Source organism: Actinomadura sp. 6K520 (assembly GCF_004349245.1).
In the GTDB taxonomy this organism is placed as follows: domain Bacteria; phylum Actinomycetota; class Actinomycetes; order Streptosporangiales; family Streptosporangiaceae; genus Spirillospora.
Genome location: NZ_SMLC01000058.1, coordinates 21,621 through 40,705 on the forward strand (window position 1 = coordinate 21,621; position 19,085 = coordinate 40,705).

Below are 19,085 nucleotides of genomic sequence, written 5' to 3' on the forward strand. Positions count from 1 at the left end.
TCACCCCACCCGAACCCTGTTCGAACCCACCGGCCACCCAGGCACGCATGCGATCGGCGGCCCGGGGTGCCGGTGCCCGGCCGGGTGGTGGCAGGGTCAGCCGCTCGACGTCGCACCGCCGGGGTGGGGGCCGCCGTCGGTGATGCCGCGCGGGCGCTCGTCCGGCGGGCCGGAGACCTCCTGGGTCGCGGGCTCCTCGCGCTTCGGCTCATCCAGGCCGATGACCGGCGGAACGTCGTCCGGGGCCTCCAGCGTCGACGTCTCCGCCGCCTTGGCCAGCTCCTCCTCGGCCTTCGCGAGCCGTTCACCGAGCGCGAGCTTCTCCTCCTCCTCGCCCTCGGTCTCACCGCCCCGGCCGGCGCCGCCGGCGGCGCGGTCGAAGAACCGCAGGATCTCGACCGGCAGCGGCATGATCAGCGTGCTGTTCTTCTCGGCGGACACCTCCACGACCGTCTGCAGCAGCCGCAGCTGGAGCGCGGCCGGGTCCGCCGACATGATCTCGCCGGCGGCGGCGAGGCGCTTGGACGCCTGGAACTCGCCGTCCGCGGTGATGATCCGGGCGCGCCGCTCACGCTCCGCCTCGGCCTGCCGGGCCATGGACCGCTTCATGCCCTCGGGCAGCGAGACGTCCTTGATCTCGACCCGCTCGATCAGCACCCCCCACGGGCCCTGGCTGATCTCGTCGATGATGTCCCGGAGATACGCGTTGATCTTCGCGCGCTCACCGAGCAGCTCCTGCATGTCGGACTGGCCGATGACCGAGCGCAGCGACGTCTGCGACACCTGCGAGACCGCGTAGCCGTAGTGCTGCACGTTGACGATCGCCTTCACCGGGTCGATCACCCGGAAGTACACGACGGCGTCGACGCGGACGCTCACGTTGTCCTGGGTGATGCCGTCCTGCGCCGGGACGTCCAGGGTGATCGTCTGCCGGCTGACCTTCTGCATCCGTTCGACGATCGGCACGATCGCCGTCAGCCCCGGAGCCCGCACGGCGCCGGGACGCAGCTCCCCGCCTCGCTGCACCTTGCCGAGCCGGAACACGATGCCGTGCTCGAACTGCTGCACCACACGTATCGACGACAAGAGGAACAGACCTGCGACGCCGAGGACGACGAGCAGGATGACCAGTACTAGTTCCATCACGGGCACCTTTCTCACGCGGACGGTTACGACGTGCCCGGGAGCCCGCCTGCAACTCGGCTGAGGCGCTGGAACCCCGTGAAGATCCAGGCGACCGGCCACGGTCGGTCCACGTTTCCCAGCTAACCGCGCGGGCAGGCCGAATGACAACGTCCGCCGAACGATCTCCACGGGAGGACGACATCGTGTCAGGGATCACTTGCATGAGGACGTCCGCACTCGGAAGTGTTTGACGAGTGAACGATATGGTCGATCGGGTGAGCGCGAGAGACACCGACTGGGACGGCGTACGCCTTCATGTGGTCACCGGCAAGGGCGGTACGGGCAAGACGACCGTCGCCGCGGCGCTCGCCCTCGCGCTGGCCGCGGGCGGCCGCAGGGTCCTGCTCGTGGAGGTCGAGGGCCGCCAGGGCATCGCCCAGCTCTTCGACTGCCCGCCGCTGCCCTACGAGGAGCGGCGCGTCGCCGTGGCCCCCGACGGCGGGGACGTGTACGCGCTCGCCATCGACACCGAAGAGGCGCTCATCGAGTACCTCGAGATGTTCTACAGCCTGAAGCGCGCCGGGAAGGCGATGACCAGGCTCGGCGTCATCGACTTCGTCACCACCATCGCGCCCGGCCTGCGCGACGTGATCCTCACCGGCAAGACCAGCGAGTCGGTGCGGCGCAAGAAGAAGGACGGCTCGTACGTCTACGACGCCGTCGTCATGGACGCCCCGCCCACCGGCCGCATCACGAAGTTCCTGAACGTCAACCACGAGGTGTCGGGCCTCGCGAAGGTCGGGCCGATCCGCAACCACGCCGACACCGTCATGAAGGTCGTGCGCAGCCCCGAGACCGCCGTGCACTTCGTCACGCTCCTCGAGGAGATGCCCGTCCAGGAGACGATGGACGGGATCCATGACCTCACCGAGGCGGAACTGCCCATCGGCGGCGTCTTCGTCAACATGGAGCATCCGCCCGTGCTCGCCGAGGACGACCTCGCCGCCGCCGCGGCGGGCACCCTCGACACCGACGAGATCGTCCGCGGGGTGAAGTCCGCCGGTCTCGAACACGACGCCGAGTCGATCGCCGCGACCCTCGCCGCCGAGGCCACCGACCACGCGCTCCGCACGGCGCTGCAGCGCCGCGAGAAGGAGCGCCTGGAGTCGATCGACCGGCCCCGCTACACGCTGCCGTTGCTGCCGGACGACATGGACCTCGCCGGCCTCTACGACCTGGCCGCCGCCCTGCGCGAGCAGGGAGCCGCATGACCCCCGCCCCGCCGAGCCCGGGCCGCACGACCATCGAGGGGATCCGATGACGACCGGCAAGACCCCGCCCGCGCTGGACGTCGACGCGCTGCTCGACGACCCGCGCACCAAGATCATCGTCTGCTGCGGCTCAGGCGGCGTCGGCAAGACGACCACCGCCGCGGCCCTCGGCGTCCGCGCCGCCGAACGCGGCCGCGACGCCGTCGTCCTCACCGTGGACCCCGCCCGCCGCCTCGCCCAGTCGATGGGCCTGTCGGAACTCGACAACAACCCGCGCGAGATCGAGATCGAGGGCGACGGCGAGCTGCACGCCATGATGCTCGACATGAAGCGCACCTTCGACGAGATCGTCGAGGCGCACGCCGACCCCGACCGGGCCAAGCAGATCCTCGCCAACCCCTTCTACCAGTCGCTGTCGTCCAGCCTGTCCGGGACGCAGGAGTACATGGCGATGGAGAAGCTCGGCCAGCTGCACCGGTCCGGCGCCTGGGACCTGATCATCGTCGACACCCCGCCGTCCCGGAACGCCCTGGACTTCCTGGACGCCCCCGAGCGCATGGGCCGCTTCCTCGACGGCCGCTTCATGAAGATCCTCGCCGCCCCCGCCAAGACCGGCGGCCGCTTCGGCGTCAAGGTCATCAGCGCCGGGTTCGGCATGTTCACCGGCGTCATCAACAAGGTCCTCGGCGTGCAGCTCCTGCGGGACGTGCAGACCTTCATCGCCGCGTTCGACACGATGTTCGGCGGGTTCCGCGAGCGCGCCGAGAAGACGTTCAAGCTGCTCCAGACGCCCGGCACCGCGTTCCTCGTCGTCGCCGCCCCGGAGCCCGACGCACTGCGCGAGGCGTCCTACTTCGTCGAACGCCTCGCCGAGGAGCGGATGCCGCTGGCCGGGCTCGTGGTCAACCGCGTCCACGAGGCGGACGGCGGCGTCCTGTCCGCCGCGCGCAGCCAGGCCGCCGCCGAGACGCTGGAGGAACGCGGCGAGCACGCGCTGACCGCCGCGCTGCTCCGCCTGCACACCGACCGCATGCAGGTGGCCGCCCGCGAGGACCGCCTCCGCGACCACTTCGCGTCGGCCCACCCGAACGTTCCGGTGACCGCCGTCCCCGCCCAGGCCGAGGACGTCCACGACCTCGACGGCCTGCGCCGGGTGGGCGAGGACCTCGCCGCGCCGACCGCGCCGCCCGCGGCCGCCTAACTCGCGGCCCCCGCTGGTCGCCGGGCGTCACCGGCTGTGATGGGGTGGGTTGCGGGTCGGCTTCGCGAGGGAGGTCGATGGTGCCGACGCCGCCACGAGCCCCCGCGGTGCGGGACGGGGACGCCACGGCTGGGACGCCGCGCATCGACGAGATCGACATCCTGCGCGGGTTCGCCCTGTTCGGCATCACCCTCGCGAACACGATCGACATCACCGGGATGCCGACGGGCGGCTCCGGCGCGGCGTACTGGGCCCACGAGACCCTGCTGAACCAGCGCTTCTTCCCGATCTTCGCGTTCCTGTTCGGGCTGAGCTTCGGCCTGTTCCTGGAGGCCGCCACCAGGACGGCCCGCGACCCGAGGGCGATCATGGCGGCGAGGCTGGGTTTCCTGATCCTCTTCGGCGCGGCGCACCGCCTGCTGCAGCCCCGCGAGATCCTGCTCACGTACGCGGTCGTCGGCATCATCGTGCTGCTGCCCGCGTCGTACCTGCCCCGGCGCTGGCTCCTGGCCCTGGGCGGCATCACCACGGCGGCGGCGCTGGCGCTCAGCGGGGGCATCGCGTTCATCCCTGGCCTGTTCCTGCTCGGGTACGCCGTGCAGCGATACGGCCCTGAGCGGCTGCTGGGCCTCCCGACGCCCCGGCTCGCCGCCGCCTTCACCGCCGGCGCCGCACTCGCCCTCGTCCTGAACGCCCTGCAGATCGGGACGGACGCCGGAGCCTGGCTGGGCGCCCTGGCCGGCCTGGTGACCGCCACGGCCTACCTGGCGGGGCTCCTCCTGCTGCTGCGCACCCCCGCCGAACGCGCGCTGCGCCTGCTGGCACCGGTCGGCAGGATGGCGCTGACCTGCTACATCGGGGCCACGGTGCTGGTCGTCGCAGCCGACCAGATGCTGCACCTGGGCAGGGCACCCGACTACGCGGCGGCCATGTCCCTGGGCCTGTGCGTGTTCGCCGTCGAGCTCGCGTTCAGCGCCCTGTGGCTGCGGTATGCCCGCTACGGCCCGCTGGAATGGGTGTGGCGCTGCCTCACCTGGTGGAGGCTCGTCCCGATCCGGCGGGACGGGCCCGCCGCCGGCGGCCGGAGGAGCCGAGCACGGCCGTAGGCCCGCACCGGGATGTCCGGTGCGGGCCTACCTGCCACGCTTCTTATTCGGACCCTGCCGGTCCTTGAACCTCTGCCGGGTGAGCCGCTTCGGCGGGCGGGTCAGCTGGCGACGAGTTCCTCCTCGTCGGCGTCCACCGACCGCTCGTACTCCTCCTTCGCGGTCTCCAGCAGCGCGCGCCACGATCGCACATCCGGCCGACGCCGCAGCAGAGCACGACGCTCCCGCTCGGTCATCCCGCCCCAGACACCGAATTCGATCCGGTTGTCGAGGGCGTCGGCGAGACACTCCGTCCGCACTGGGCAGCCGCGGCAGATGAGCTTGGCTCGGTTCTGCGCCGCTCCCTGCACGAACAGGGCATCCGGATCCGCGTTACGGCAGGCGGCGCGGGCGGTCCAATCCGTGATCCACATCTTGGCCCCACTCCCCTAGGGTCTGTGTCGATTTGCGCTCCTTGGCCGGACGGGCGCGGACGTCAGGCCGCCAAACGAAAGCCGTGGGGAAGAACTTACGGAAGCGAGGGACGTTTCAACAGTCCCCGGAGGGCCCATTCTGGATATAGCCCACCGGGGCCATAGCGCCGGAACGGACTAGTTACCTGTCGTTGACACGCCAGACACGGCGCAGGCTGCCATCCAGTGGGCATAACGGACGAACGCCCCGGTCAGCGGCGCCAGAACACGGTGGCGCCGGGGGACCTGTCCCGAATGCACTGCTCGTCCGGCGTACCCTAGACCACGTGCGCGTTGCTAATTCGGACCGGGTCAAGGCCGCTTCCACACTGTTCAGACTGCTGGGGGCGGGAGTCGTCGCAGGCGTCCTCGTCGCGTTCATCGCGCTGCCCGCGGTCGGGAGCGCCGGTATCACCGCGCGCGACGCCGCGAACAACTTCGAGGACATGGACGGCCAGCTGGAGACCACACCGCCGTCCGAGAAGACCGTGGTGTACGACTCGGACGGCAAGCCGGTCGCCACGTTCTTCGACAAGTACCGCGAGTCCGTCCGGCTCGACCAGGTCGCCCCCATCATGAAGAAGGCGATCGTCGGCATCGAGGACTCGCGCTTCTACGAGCACGGCGCCCTCGACCTCAAGGGCACGCTCCGCGCACTGGCGTCCAACGTCGAGTCCGAGACGACGCAGGGCGGCTCCACCCTGACCCAGCAGTACGTGAAGAACCTCCTCGTCGACGCCGCCCGGACGAAGGAGGAGTACCGCGAGGCCACCGCGCCCACCGTCGGGCGCAAGGTCCGCGAACTCCGCTACGCCCTCGACATCGAGCAGCGGCTGTCGAAGGACGAGATCCTTGAGGGCTACCTGAACATCGCCTACTTCGGCGCGGGCGCATACGGGGTGCAGGCCGCGGCCAAGCGCTACTTCAGCATCCCCGCGTCCGAACTGGACCTCGGGCAGGCCGCGCTGCTCGCCGGCATCACCCAGAACCCCACCGCCTACGACCCGATCCGCAACCCGCGGGACGCGCGGAAGCGGCGCGACATCGTCCTCTACCGGATGGCCCAGCTCGGCGAGATATCCAAGGCCAAGGCCGACGAGGAGGCCGCCAAGCCGATCGAGCTGAACCGCACCGACCCCGTCGGCGGCTGCCAGGTCAGCAAGGTGCCGTACTTCTGCGAGTACGTGAAGTACGACGTGCTCGACATCCTCTCGGACGGCAAGTACTGGCAGATGGACCCCGACGAGCAGCAGAACATCGTCAACGAGCTCAACCGCGGCGGCTACACGATCCGCACCACGCTCGACTCGAAGGCGCAGCGCGGCGTCGACAAGACCCTGCGCTCCACCGTGAATCCCAAGGGCCACCGCGTCGCCGCCGAGGCGATGGTCGAACCCGGTACCGGCCACGTCAAGGCGATCGGGCTGAGCAAGCCGTTCGGCCCCGGCAAGGGCAAGACGACCATCAACATCCCGGCGAACAAGTTCCACGGCGGCGGCACCGGCGTGTCGGCGGGCTCGACGTTCAAGGTCTTCACGCTCGCCGCCGCCATCGACCAGGGCATCCCGGTCAGCACGACGATCAACTCACCGGAGACGACGACGATCAGCGGCTTCCAGCCGTGCCGCTACACGGGGATGCTCGACGGCAAGATGGTCAAGAACAAGATGGTCGGCGGAGGCGCCCCCTGGACGGTCTCCAACGCCGGTGACAGCGAGGAGGGCAACTTCAACCTCAAGACCGGCACCTGGCACTCGGTCAACACCTTCTACGCCGCCCTGGAAAAGCGCATCGGCGTCTGCAACTCCGTGAAGATGGCTGAGAAGTTCGGCATGAAGCAGGGCAACGGCAACCCGCTGCTGCCGTACCCCACCCAGGTGCTCGGCGTAAACGACGTCGACATGGTCAGCCTCGCCGCCGCCTACGCGGGCTTCGCCGCCCGCGGCAAGTACTGCCCGCCCGTCTCGGTGACGGAGGTCATCGACAACCAGGGCAAGCGGCTGGAACTGCCCAAGCACGAGTGCAAGCAGGTCCTGGACGAGGACGTCGCCGACAAGGTCAACTCGATCCTGCAGGGCGTCATCACCCAGGGCACCGCCCGGGGCCGCGGCATCGGCCGCCCGGCCGCCGGCAAGACCGGCACCTGCGAGGAGTTCACCTGCGCCGTGTTCGCCGGCTTCACCCCGAACCTCGCCGCCGCCACCGCCTACTGGGACTTCCGGGGCCCCTGGCAGTACAAGGTGTACGGCGTGTACGGCGCGGACATCCCCGGCGGCATCTGGCAGGCGTCCATGCAGCGGGCACTCGCCGGCGAACCCGCCCCCGGCTTCCGGACCCCGTCCCGCGACTTCGGCGACACCACCGAGGTCCCCGACGTGGAGGGCAGGACCGTCGCCGCCGCCACCGCCCGGCTCAAGGCCGCGGACCTGCAGGCCAGGGCCGCGTCCGGCTCCGTCGACTCCGACAAGCCCAAGGGGACGGTCGTGTCCACCTCACCCGGAGCCGGCAGCGAGGTCCCGCCCGGCACCACCGTCATCCTCTACCTGAGCAGCGGCCGCGGAGGCGACGACGAGGACGGCGACTGAGCTTTACTCCGCCAGCTGCCGCCGGACCTCGGCCGCGACCCGCCCGCCCTCGGCGCGCCCCGCGACCTTCGGGTTCACGGCCTTCATGACCTGCCCCATCGCCCGCGGCCCCGCCGCACCGGTCGCGGCGATCGCGTCGGCCACCAGCGCGGTCAACTCCTCGTCGGTGAGCGGCGCGGGAAGGTACTGCTCCAGCACCTCGCCCTCGTCCCGCTCCGCCCGCGCCTGCTCCTCGCGTCCCGCGTCCCCGAACGCGGCCGCGGCCTCCCGGCGCTTCTTCGCCTCCCGCGTGAGCACCTTCACGACGTCGTCGTCGGACAGCTGACGCGACCGCTTCCCGGCGACCTCCTCGTTCTTCACCGCCGTCAGCGCCATCCGCAACGTGCGCGTGCGCAGCTCGTCCCGCGACTTCATCGCGGCCGAGAGATCGGTCTCCAGCTTCTCCTTCAGGGTCATGGTCACATCATGCCCGTCCGCACCGGAAGCCTCATCGGGATTACCGCGGGGTGCCCATGTCTGGAAACATGGAGCCCTGGGAAGGGAGAGCCGTGCGAAAAAGCTACACCGTGCCCCTGGGGCTGCTGGGCGCGGGCGCCGCGACCTTCGGGTACGCCTCGGTGATCGAGCGGAACTGGTTCCGCCTGCGCCGCTTCGACGTCCCGGTCCTGCCCCCCGGACGCCCCGCGGTGAAGATCCTGCACCTCTCCGACGCGCACCTCACCCCCGGCCGCGCCCGCCTCATCCACTGGGTCCGCTCCCTGGACGCGCTGGAGCCCGACCTCGTCGTCAACACCGGCGACTCCATCTCCCACCGCGACGCCATCGGCCCCTTCCTGGACGCCCTCGGCCCCCTCCTCGACCGTCCGGGCGTCTTCGTCTACGGCTCCAACGACCTGTTCACACCCGTCCTGAAGAACCCCCTGCGCTACATCTGGCGGACGAGCAAGTCCGACTACAACCGCAGTGGCCGCGAACCCGACCTCCCCTACCGCGAGCTCGGCTCCGCCCTCCAGGCCGCCGGCTGGCTCGACCTCAACAACCGCATCGGCCGCCTCAAGGTCGGCGAACTGGACGTCGAGTTCGGCGGCATCGACGACTCCCACATCGACCGCGACCAGTACGACAGGATCGCGGGCCCCGTAGACCCTCAGGCCGACGTCCACCTGGGCGTCATGCACTCCCCGGAACCCCGCAACCTCGACCGCTTCACCGCCGACGGCTACGACCTCCTCCTGGCGGGCCACACCCACGGCGGCCAGGTCTGCGTCCCCTTCTACGGCGCCCTGGCCACCAACTGCGGCATCGACCCTCCCCGCGTGAAGGGCCTGCACAGGCACCAGGACTCCTGGCTCCACGTCTCCGCCGGCCTGGGCACGTCCCCCAAGGCCCCCGTGCGCTTCTGCTGCCCCCCGGAGGCCTCCCTCCTCACCCTCGTCCCCCGCAAGTGAACCCGCGCATCGCGACCCTCTACGACATAGCCGTCCAGAACCCCGTGCTCTCCCGCCTGGGAGCCCGCACCCTCTGGTCCTACGACATCGATCGCCTCAGGGACTCAATAGCGGCCCAAGACCGGACCGCCCTGACCCTGGACATCCCCTGCGGCGGCGGCATAGCAGCGACCGGCAACCCCCGCCACATAGCCGCCGACCTCTCCCGGACAATGCTCAACCGAGCCCGCCGCAGAACAAAGACCCTCCTCCAAGCGGACATCTACGCCCTCCCCTTCGCCACCTCCACCTTCGACGCCTGCGTCACCTACAACGGCCTGCACTGCCTGACCGACCCCGCCGCCGCCCTACTCGAACTCACCCGAGTCCTACGCCCAGGCGGCACCCTCCAGGGCACAACCCTCGTCCGCGGCACCTCCCGCCGCCACGACACCCAGATAGCCCTCCTCCAACGCCTGGGCATCTTCGGCTCCCCCGGCACAGCCACCGACCTCCACACCTGGCTGACAGACGCCGCCCTGACCGACCCCACCCTCACCCACTCCGGCGCCGTGACCGCCTTCACAGCCCGCAAAATGAGGGACGCACCACCCCCGGGCATCCGCTAAGGTGTACTAGGCGCCGGGAGAACGTACACCTCCCGGGCAGCCACCACCGGGGTGTAGCGCAGCTTGGCAGCGCGCTTCGTTCGGGACGAAGAGGTCGTGGGTTCAAATCCCGCCACCCCGACACATAACGCCAGGTCAGAGGCCGGATCTCCCCCACGGAGACCGGCCTCAAGATCTTTTGTCCGTCATTCGTCCGCGAGACTTACCTTCTACTCGCCGACACGGTCCGTCCCGGACCAGCACCGACAGATATTTTCATCGCCCGCCCAACGTTCAAACGGCGACCGTCCGTCCAGCACCCAAACCGGTCGAAGGCTCCCAATGCTGGCAGCGCCTCCGGCACACGACCCCGGGCGATGTAACCGACCCAACACGGCCACCTCACCCTGGCTGCGGACGAGTCCCTCGACGGGCATAACTCTCCCGAGCTCGTTCCTCTCATCACGGGGGCCGCCATGAGCCCGAGCCTCGGGTTGCTCGTACGCTCCGCCCGCGTCGCCCACGGCTGGACGCAACGCGACCTGGCCAACCGCCTCCACTGCTCCCGCTCCACCATCTCCCGCCTGGAGACGGGCGCCCAACCGCTGGACGACGTAGCCACCATCCGCCGCCTCGCCGAAGTTCTAGAGATCACCCCGACCGCACTGGGCATCACCGCTACGGTGACGATCCACCCACCCGCGGAGGACGATGTGCGGCGCCGCCAACTGCTGACCGGCCTCGCGGTCACCGCTGCCGCCGCCAGCACACCGGCCCGCGCCGCCGTCGCAGCAGCGGCCGGACCCGAAGCCAATACGCGGGCCTTCCTTCTGGCTCGTGTCCGCGACGCCATGCTCGGAACTGGCCACGCGGGCAGCCCCATATCGCCGCCCCAACTCCGTCCCGCGCTCAGAGCGACAATCCGTGACTACGACGATTGCCAGTACAGCCGACTCGCCAACGCCCTGCCCCGTCTGATCTACAGCGGACACTCTGCGGGAGAAGCGGCTTGCTCCGTACTCGCCGAGACGTACAACCTCGTCACGAGAATCATGATCAAGCTGGACGATCAGCTCGGCTGGATCGCCGCCGACCGAGCCCGGACCCTCGCTGCCACGTCCGGCAGCCCACTGGTGGCCGGCGAAGCAGCACGCAACCTCGCAGTGCTGGCCCGCCGCGCGGGATGGCACACCCAAGCGACGGAGATCGCACTGGACATGGCCGAAGACGAGATGCTCCGGGGCCACAACTCCACACTCACCGCCGAACGCGGCCTCTTGGTGATGTCAGCCGCCTACACCGCCGCCCACGCCGGCGACCGCTCCGGCATGCGACAGCTGACAGAACAAGCAGCAGCAACCGCTGCGCAACTCGGCAGAGGAGTGCTCCTACGCGACCACGGTGGAGGCTTCAATACCACCGCGGTCCAGCTCCACCTCATCTCCGCCGAGTACGCCGCAGGCGACCCCACTGCCGCGATCGCAGCCGCCCGTAGGCTCACGCCCCGGTCACTGCCGACACTCGAACGCCGAGCCCGCTACTTCACCGACATCGCCCGCGCGTACGGGATGTGGGGACGTCGCGACGAGTGCCTACAGGCACTCCTGCACGCAGAACGGGCGGCCCCTCAAGAAACCCACTCCCGCCCCGCCGTCCGCGACTTAGTGACCAGCCTCCTGGTCTCCGGCCGGACATCCCCGGAGCTACGAGGCTTGGCCGCCCGCTGCGGCATCCCATAAACCCCAACCCTCGACCGTAAACCAAACACCCAGCCCAGCCCCAGAACGCGTGCAGAAGATGCACACCGCATCCACGATGCGCACCCCGACCTCCCCAGGTCACCCAGCTGGCCGACAGTGAAGCCAAAACCGCCGGACTCGCGGCAGGTCACCGGCTCAAGGAGGCCGCCCACGACCACCGGAACCGTCCAAGACATCGGCCGAACCGGCACCAGGCCCAGAGACCCCAAGTCGTTCACAACGTGCATCCGTGATGGCGCTTGGCCGCTGCCATTGTCGTCAGGGGCCGGCCCACCGGCCTCGTCCTTCAACCGCCGAACGTGCCGTTCGTCCTGTCCGGCCCGGCATCGCTGAGCGCCGTCGGGCAGCAACTTCCGCGGACCGGCTGCCAATTCGTACTATTTGCCTCCAAAGAGATCGGCGTGGTGCTCGATGAGACAGGCCAATGCGTCCCGGTCCTACTCGGCGACCTCTCGGCTGCGCACCTGCTCCTCACAGACTCGTCCACTTCCCTCCGCCTCATCCACGCCTCCGACGTAGCCGAGGGGCGCCAGCTGGCGCAGGACGGGAACCCATACAATCCGAGGAAAGGCCGACCGGAGCCCAGGGCCAGCTACGACCCGAACGCCGGAAGCGGTGCGTCAGCACCTTGACCTCAGCCCCAACCAGCCGACGGACTCAGGTCCCGTAGAGTGCTTCCCTCAGCCACTATACCGCCAGGCAGGCGCCGACTCTGGGCCTACGTTGTGCAGGTTCGAGGACACATCAAGGCAGGGCTCTGCTGCAACGTCCTGCCCGTCAGCTGGATCTGTGTGTGAGGTCATGAGCACCGATGCCTCGGTACGCCACCGCTCCCGAATTCTTTTCTGTACGACAACCGCATCCTCTGTAAGCCGACCCAGCACACAGGGCAGGCCACGTCCTAAGTGCTGGAAGCTGCGCGTCACGTATTCACCTTCAAGCCATCTAATCCCGATCGTTCGGTGGGCCCCAGGAGGCGATCAGCGGAGGTCGGCCTGTACATCCCCTGCAACTATGGGTGACATACAAAGCGAGGAATATTGCGAAGCACGTTTCGTCGCATCAGAGGCGACATCGCTAATCGACGTAAGCTCGACGCATATGCAGTCACAGCCCTAGCTAGCGTGTTCGCCGTCCTATCCGTAATCGGAGACCTTCTTCCTCAGGGACCCCGTTGGGCAGTCGTTCTTGCCGGTATAGGTTGCTGGTGTATAGGACCACTCTTCCTGAAACAAATCTTGAAGCACTACTACAAGATCGGACCTCCTTCGAAGCTGCGCCTTTCGCGTCAAGGCTTCGAAACGCGCGAGAAGTATGGATTTTTGCCCCATCGGCTGTTAACATACTCGCCCCCCACCACTGCGATGAACTTCGTGACACCGTACTAAGCAATTCTAACGGAGTGGTTCGTATAGTTGTCCTTGATCCTTCAGACAACACCGCTATCGAACTGGCATCGCGTCATCTTGACGACACCGCGGGTGCGTCGATGCAACTCTTTCGAACAGCCCTCAACGCGACGATAAACCAGTTGAGGCGCATGGCGGCTTGGGACGTCAACGGAAGGTACGAGTATAGACTCTTGGACTACAACCCGGGGTTCAGTATCGTAGCGATTGACCCCAATTCTCCAGATGGCGTCGTCATAGTTGAGTTTCACGGCTACTACCACGACGTTACGACGACGCGAATGCCTATCGAACTTCGACGAGAAGATAGCGCGCAATGGTTTACCCATTGGAGGCGACAATTTGAGTATATGTGGGGGGCATCTAAGAGCCCCTAAGGCGTAAGCTACTAAAATTGGATCTTGGAGCGGAGATAGCCAGGTCTCCACAAAGTCCGAAATGTACTATATAGTACGGTCATGCCGATCCCTCAACGCGACCTTCTGAGCCAGTACGGGGCCGCCGTGTTGTCGCGAAACGCCTCGCTGTTCGTTGGGGCAGGGATGAGTCTCGACGCCGGCTTCGCGACTTGGGGCCAGCTTCTCGCCGTCCCACAAAAGCAAGCTAATATCCCCAACATGACAGATATGCCACTCCTGGCACAGTATTATGTGCTTCTGACACCTGGCGGCAGAGAGGCACTGGAAAGCCATATCCTGGCACAGATGAGCCACATTTCTACTACGCCTACAGAAGGACATCGACTCGTCGCGGAGCTGACGATTGACGATATCTGGACTACAAATTATGACTGTCTTCTAGAGGAAGCGATGCCGAATGCCCGGGTAGTTACCCGCGAGGAGGATCTAACGAAGCGGCAGATCCTGACGCGACAGCGAATTACAAAGATGCATGGCAGTCTGACGAAAGAGACTCCCATAAACTGGCTACAAAATCCTACAATCACGCGATCCGATTACGAAAAATACGAAAGAGAACATCCACGCAAATGGGCATCACTCAGAGCTAGTTACATGACTCGCGCATTTCTATTCCTTGGTTTTAGCTTTTCGGATCCCAATATTGAGATCCTTCTACGACTCTCCCGCACGCTGCTCGATGTCGGCGGCCCTGAGCACTTCACTGTCCTTAAGAGGCCAAATGGAGGAGACGAGGAGAGATTGCATGATTTGCGTGTAAAGGATCTGGAGGAGTCTGGGATCGGGGTACACGAAATAGCGGATTACAGCGAAATAGTTCCTCTCCTCCAGCAGTTGGTACGGCGCACACGACAGCCTCTTCTCTTTGTCTCCGGAAGTGATGGAACTAACCCCTCTGCTGTGAAGGAAATCGGAAAGAGAATAGGCCATCGGCTCGCCGACCTAGATCTACGCCTCGCTTCTCTAGCGGGGCCAGCAAGCTTCGCGGTATCTTTCCCCTTCGGCCACTCTCTGCAAGCGAACTCTCGATACTCGCCGGATCGGATCAGTTTCTATTTTAGAGAGTCGAAAGAAACCCCGCCACTACTTCCTCGTCGTATGGGCACGGCAGTCTATACCGGCTGGACTAGAGAGGAAATGCTCGCTGATGTACTACCACAATGTCGGGCGGTTCTGGTTCTCGGGGGCGGCGACAGGACTTCCGAGGAAGTCGAAATGGCTCGGCAAGCGCAGATCCCAGTAATTCCAGTACCTACATCAGGTGGCACGGCGGCGCGAGTATACGAGACGGTAAGCATCGAGGATTTGCTGGGCGCAGATGTCACTGATGAGGACCGTAGGGACTGGGAAAACCTGAACGACTCCGAGCCAGAAATTGTGGCAATGGCAGCGTCTCACCTAGTACGTAGGACGATGTTCTTGGCAGCGTCAGACTAGGACTGTCGGACGCGGAGAGTAGGGTTCACCCATGACCTCTACGACAGCCGCCCATGCTGCGGTCCTGGCAGCCACGGAGGTAGTCCCAGCCGACTGGCGGGATCTCGCTGCAATCCTTAAGCGCTATGGAGGCCCTGAGGCTCTCCTTTCGACGAGTGCAGCCGGGCACGGCCATGATGCGGATTTGCTCAATTACATACGCACGGCGATTGATCCCGCAAGAGTTATACATTGGCAACAGCACTTTGAAAGACTGGCCGAGGTCATGCCTGATGTTCGCTTTGTAACGGTAGATAGCAAGGACTACCCCGCCAACCTCAAAGCGGCTTATGGCTGCCCTCCCTTTTTGTTTGTGCGCGGCAAGTTTCACGAGAACGAAGAAAAAGCTCTTGCGATCGTGGGCAGCAGAAAAGCGACCTCGTCCGGTATAGCCGTGGCTTATAACGTTGCCCAAGTTGCTGTCCGAAGCGGCATTACGGTGGTCTCCGGTCTGGCCAGGGGGATCGATGCAGCTGGTCATCGTGGCGCAATAAATTCTGGCGGTTCTACAGTCGCCGCTATCGCTGCCGGCATCGATCACCCTCTCAGTCGTGAGAGTGATCTCGATGTCGCAGAGGCTATGATTAAGAGCGGCGCAATTGTTTCGCAGTTTCGTCCCGGCTCGCCGCCGGTCAGGAGTTCCTATCTTCAGCGCAACGGTGTTATAGCCGGACTATCGCTCGTGAGTCTGATCGTGGAGGCGGATGAAAGGAGTGGTACGCGTAATGAGGCAGAGCATTCGCTTAGACAAGGACGTAAGGTACTTTTCTGGCGGCCTCACTTTAATAACACTTCTTGGGTCAGGCTATATTCTAGTGACCCGCTCGTGAAGCTGGTGGATACTGAAGACGAGGTCGTTCACGAAGTTTCGGCAGCTGCAGAGAGGTCGCATTATGAATGATGCCGAACTCGACCGATGGGTCGACGTACTGAGACCGCATCTGGTACCGACGCCTAGCACTGGAGAAGGCGTCTGTCATATATGTCGAAGCTGGAAATTCCCAGAAAAGCCCGTATGTAGTAACTGTGCCCAAGTTGTCGCAGAGTTGACACTTCCGTGCCTGAAAGTTTTCCCCATCTCGCTATATATTAAGCCCTCACAACTTCGGGACTGGCTTAAATTTTATAAGCCAAATTCTGAAGGGTTTGCACCAAGTCACTGCGATAATATCGCCGCCATTTTGGCATTGGGGGTGCAGAGAAATTTAACGGCTATGCAGAACGTTATGGGGCCCTGGGATGAGATTGCAGTGGTTCCTTCGACCTTCGCGCGTACTAGCCACCCACTTGAAGCACAGTTGCGAAACGCTGGGTTAGGGGCCAATCTAGGGAGACCGCTTATCCGTACGAACGTCCCTCTCGGGCATCGAACCATGAGCGACGTCGGGTATCAGACGTCCAAGGAAGTCAGCGGTCTCCGGATACTTCTCGTTGACGACGTTTATACCACTGGTGCGAGAAGCCAGAGCGCTGCCTCTGCGCTACAACTTGCGGGGGCAACTGTCGTAGGTATTGTGGCGATTGGTCGCCGCATAAACCCCGGGTACAACGATTTTAGCCTTAGGCTGTGGAAGGAGCAGCGCGCCCAGAGCTTCCAATTTGGCCGAATCTTTGAAGCCCACAGAGATGCTTAGGTCGCGTTGGTGCCGGCTTCTGAGATCGCTGAAACAGTGCGAACATACCTGGGGCCATGCGTAAACTTTTTTCCCTTCGAAATGCGTAGCGCGCAGGCGCCTTCAATCATTTGATGGGCAATCCACCGCTGATCGACGAAGGGTGCAAATAGAGCCGCTTTGCCGAGGAACTCTAGCAGCCGCTTCTCAGTGAGTGGATCGTCGCCGTAGAAGTGATACGAATTTCCAGAATTGAACAATATCCCACTTGCGGACATTCGTGTGAGAACATCGACTGCGAGCTTCTCGTTTTCGGCGCTCGGACGGATACGAAAGTCCAACATCGGGATATGGACATACTCAGATTGCGACTTGAGCCGCACCCGGGAAGATAGAGCTAGGATTTCATCCGTACTGCGTTCAGCCAGCAGGCGTCTTATATTTTTAACGGTCAGGTCAACGCCTGGCACATCGATATGCTTTGCATGCTCGGACATCGGTTGGTGCCGAGCTGCAGAATCCAGGACTAGCCTTAGCGTCTCCCCGCCTTCACGGCGGGCAAGGAGGAGCACCGCCTCCCAAAATGGCACTCGATACTTCCTTCTAAGGTCTAGTGCTTCGTCCACAATCGGACGAACTTGCGGTAGGTCGACTACACGTTCGCCAGAAGAGACGTTGCTCAGGACGTAGAAACGAACAGATTGCAGACTTGTGATTCCTTCCACGAGGTGTGGAATATGATCAACCGTATCTGCCGTATCGCTGAGACCTGGGTAGACCTTCCTATTCACATGGCTCCTTTGGGTGGCCCGCTTCGTCTTCTGCCAGTTGGTATATCAATCCCCTGATAATGTGGATAATAGTATCCCACCTCCGCCCTGGCGTAGCCGGCTTCTGCGGTCTTTCTCTGTCCAGCATGAGTTCTTCGAACACCATCGGTGCGCTTGTCGTTGGCGCTGTGCCGCCGACGGACGTTGTAGAACCCGGTGTTCCAAATCGCGATCTTCAAGCGGGACTCGGCCTTGGTCGCGAACCGTTGCCAGCGTACGCACTCGACTCTTAGCGTGGAGTTGACCGCCTCGGCAGGAGCGTTGTCGAGTGCTCGCCGACTCGGCCCATGGTGCGGATCACGCCCAGCCGGCCATCTCGGCCTTCTGCCGACGCAGCCGTGCAAGCTCCTCGCGTTCGGACTCGTTCAACCACGCGTCCTTGGACAACTTCGACAGCGTGCACGCCTCCGTTCCCGCTAGAATCGGCCAGCCAATCCTTCTTCACCCAGTTGTGCAACCTGCACTCGTTGAGCCGCAGATCACGAGCCACCTGCGCAACTGGCCATCCGGTTTCCTTCACAATACACACCGCTCCCCGGAACTCCGGATAGAACGGTCCTTTGGTACCAAGGATTCGACCTTCCCACAGGTTCTGTCTCACGATCTCAGGGGAAGCAGTGCGCAGCACGAAACATGATGCCACTGACGACCGACCGAATCTGGCCCGACGGTAGTGTTCGCGGGGACTGCCGACGGCCCGGGACGGGATCGGCCCGGAGAGGCTGCCCGCCCGGCCCAGCCCCCGACCGGCGACAACGCGTAGCGGGCGCCCTCGAAGACTCATCCAGCGGGTGAGGTCGCTGCCGTCGTATCCAGGACATGCTCGACACATCTGTCCCATCACATGCTTGGCAGGTGTCTGTTCGACTTGGCTCTCGCATGTCCGTTTGGCATCGCGGGTCCGGGGCCGGGATTAATGTCAGTTTCACGGGCCATCAGGACCTCTCGTGTCCGCTGGCGATTAGCCCTGGTTGAGTTGCCAGCGGTTGAGCAGCAATTTCGCACAGTGCCGGGTTCCGCCCGCTGCCCCAAGCCGACACCCACGCCAAAGCTGTCACGCTGCGTCGGTGCTGGCAAGCGTGCGTAAGATAAGCGGCTTGTCTGGAATCAAGGGTCGTCATTGCTCGACATGAGGTGCCGGAGGTCGGCGGTGACGACTCGGTAGCTGGTGCCGATTCGGATGACCTTGCAGGGGAAGCGGTTCTCGCGAGCCAGTTGGTAGGCACGGGTTCGGCCGAGGCCGAGGGCTCGGGCGGCGGTCTCGATGGTGGTTGTGGTGGGAAGGGCGGCGAGTTCCTCGCGGCTCATCGGTTCCATGCTTAGGCCTCTGGGGTGTTCGTGCTACGGGAGCGGATCGGGCTGTGCCGTTCGCTGAGGGGAGGCCGTTCGATGAGCGTGAAATCGCTAATTGGTCTCGGGAAGTCTTCGGCCGCCGCAGCTACGCCAGCATCTTGATCGCTTGCCCAGTGTTGGGTTGTGGAGGCAGACTCTCGTTCTGGGGCGGGGCGAGAGTGGACGGCGTTGATGGCAGCGTGTGCCTCGTTGAGGGCCGTGCAGAGCGCTTGGGTGTGGTGCCTTGCATCGGCCAGGGCATGGCCGTGGCGACTGAGTACGTCGGTGAGGTCTTCGCCGTGGTCGGAACCTGTCAATGCTGGTGAGACGTCAGGCTGCGTGCGTGGTTTGTGGTTCGTTGTCGGTCTGAAGTGGTGCGGGTGGTGGGTTGATCCACACCTTGTCCGGTAGTGGAGGCGGAGTGGGGCACCGGCCGCGGAATCGTTCGGGGTGGGCCTTGAAGGCTGCGTG

General features: G+C 65.0%; 14 protein-coding genes and 1 tRNA gene. 10 read left to right on the forward strand and 5 right to left on the reverse strand.

What is annotated here, in order from left to right:
- Positions 1-96: 96 nt before the first annotated feature.
- Positions 97-1,143 (reverse strand): slipin family protein, encoded by a 1,047-nt coding sequence (locus E1289_RS17430; protein ID WP_131981371.1) that lies wholly within the window; start codon positions 1,141-1,143, stop codon positions 97-99.
- A gap of 257 nt (positions 1,144-1,400) precedes the next feature.
- On the opposite strand from E1289_RS17430, the gene E1289_RS17435 reads away from it, so the two are divergent.
- From E1289_RS17435 to E1289_RS17445, 3 genes are all read left to right on the forward strand, one after another.
- Complete coding sequence (locus E1289_RS17435; RefSeq protein ID WP_131981373.1) at positions 1,401-2,396, forward strand: ArsA-related P-loop ATPase; 996 nt, start codon at positions 1,401-1,403, stop codon at positions 2,394-2,396.
- Between the two features lie 46 nt (positions 2,397-2,442).
- Positions 2,443-3,597 (forward strand): ArsA family ATPase, encoded by a 1,155-nt coding sequence (locus E1289_RS17440; protein ID WP_131981375.1) that lies wholly within the window; start codon positions 2,443-2,445, stop codon positions 3,595-3,597.
- 77 nt (positions 3,598-3,674) lie between these two features.
- A complete protein-coding gene (locus tag E1289_RS17445; RefSeq protein ID WP_131981377.1) occupies positions 3,675-4,703 on the forward strand; it encodes a DUF418 domain-containing protein in 1,029 nt (342 codons plus the stop codon).
- Between the two features lie 101 nt (positions 4,704-4,804).
- Here E1289_RS17445 and E1289_RS17450 read toward each other — a convergent pair whose 3' ends face one another.
- On the reverse strand, positions 4,805-5,116 hold the full coding sequence (locus E1289_RS17450) for a WhiB family transcriptional regulator (RefSeq protein WP_131951883.1): 312 nt from the start codon (positions 5,114-5,116) through the stop codon (positions 4,805-4,807).
- Between the two features lie 326 nt (positions 5,117-5,442).
- On the opposite strand from E1289_RS17450, the gene E1289_RS17455 reads away from it, so the two are divergent.
- Positions 5,443-7,740: a transglycosylase domain-containing protein gene (locus E1289_RS17455; RefSeq protein WP_131981379.1), complete on the forward strand. Its 2,298-nt coding sequence runs from the start codon at positions 5,443-5,445 to the stop codon at positions 7,738-7,740.
- 3 nt (positions 7,741-7,743) lie between these two features.
- Here E1289_RS17455 and E1289_RS17460 read toward each other — a convergent pair whose 3' ends face one another.
- On the reverse strand, positions 7,744-8,196 hold the full coding sequence (locus tag E1289_RS17460; RefSeq protein ID WP_131981381.1) for a GatB/YqeY domain-containing protein: 453 nt from the start codon (positions 8,194-8,196) through the stop codon (positions 7,744-7,746).
- Positions 8,197-8,288: 92 nt separating this feature from the next.
- Here E1289_RS17460 and E1289_RS17465 point away from each other — a divergent pair, with 92 nt between their 5' ends.
- The 6 genes from E1289_RS17465 (at position 8,289) to E1289_RS17490 (ending at position 15,740) form a co-directional block, all read left to right on the forward strand.
- Positions 8,289-9,188: a metallophosphoesterase gene (locus tag E1289_RS17465; RefSeq protein WP_207929011.1), complete on the forward strand. Its 900-nt coding sequence runs from the start codon at positions 8,289-8,291 to the stop codon at positions 9,186-9,188.
- Complete coding sequence (locus E1289_RS17470; RefSeq protein ID WP_207929012.1) at positions 9,185-9,796, forward strand: class I SAM-dependent methyltransferase; 612 nt, start codon at positions 9,185-9,187, stop codon at positions 9,794-9,796. The genes E1289_RS17465 and E1289_RS17470 overlap by 4 nt, the downstream gene beginning before the upstream one ends.
- A gap of 47 nt (positions 9,797-9,843) precedes the next feature.
- Positions 9,844-9,917 (forward strand) — tRNA-Pro (locus tag E1289_RS17475).
- Between the two features lie 334 nt (positions 9,918-10,251).
- Entirely contained in the window at positions 10,252-11,514 is a 1,263-nt protein-coding gene (locus E1289_RS17480; protein WP_131981385.1) for a helix-turn-helix transcriptional regulator, read from the forward strand.
- A 1,888-nt stretch (positions 11,515-13,402) separates the two neighbouring features.
- Positions 13,403-14,800, forward strand: coding sequence for an SIR2 family protein (locus tag E1289_RS17485; protein WP_131981387.1), 1,398 nt, complete (start codon positions 13,403-13,405; stop codon positions 14,798-14,800).
- Positions 14,801-14,831: 31 nt separating this feature from the next.
- Positions 14,832-15,740: a DNA-processing protein DprA gene (locus E1289_RS17490; RefSeq protein ID WP_131981389.1), complete on the forward strand. Its 909-nt coding sequence runs from the start codon at positions 14,832-14,834 to the stop codon at positions 15,738-15,740.
- 729 nt (positions 15,741-16,469) lie between these two features.
- On the opposite strand, the gene E1289_RS17500 is transcribed toward E1289_RS17490, so the two are convergent.
- Together E1289_RS17500 and E1289_RS17515 are read right to left on the reverse strand one after the other, a co-directional pair.
- On the reverse strand, positions 16,470-17,243 hold the full coding sequence (locus tag E1289_RS17500; protein ID WP_131981393.1) for a hypothetical protein: 774 nt from the start codon (positions 17,241-17,243) through the stop codon (positions 16,470-16,472).
- A 1,146-nt stretch (positions 17,244-18,389) separates the two neighbouring features.
- Positions 18,390-18,590, reverse strand: a complete 201-nt coding sequence (locus tag E1289_RS17515; RefSeq protein WP_131981399.1) for a helix-turn-helix domain-containing protein — start codon at positions 18,588-18,590, stop codon at positions 18,390-18,392.
- Positions 18,591-19,085 lie beyond the last annotated feature (495 nt).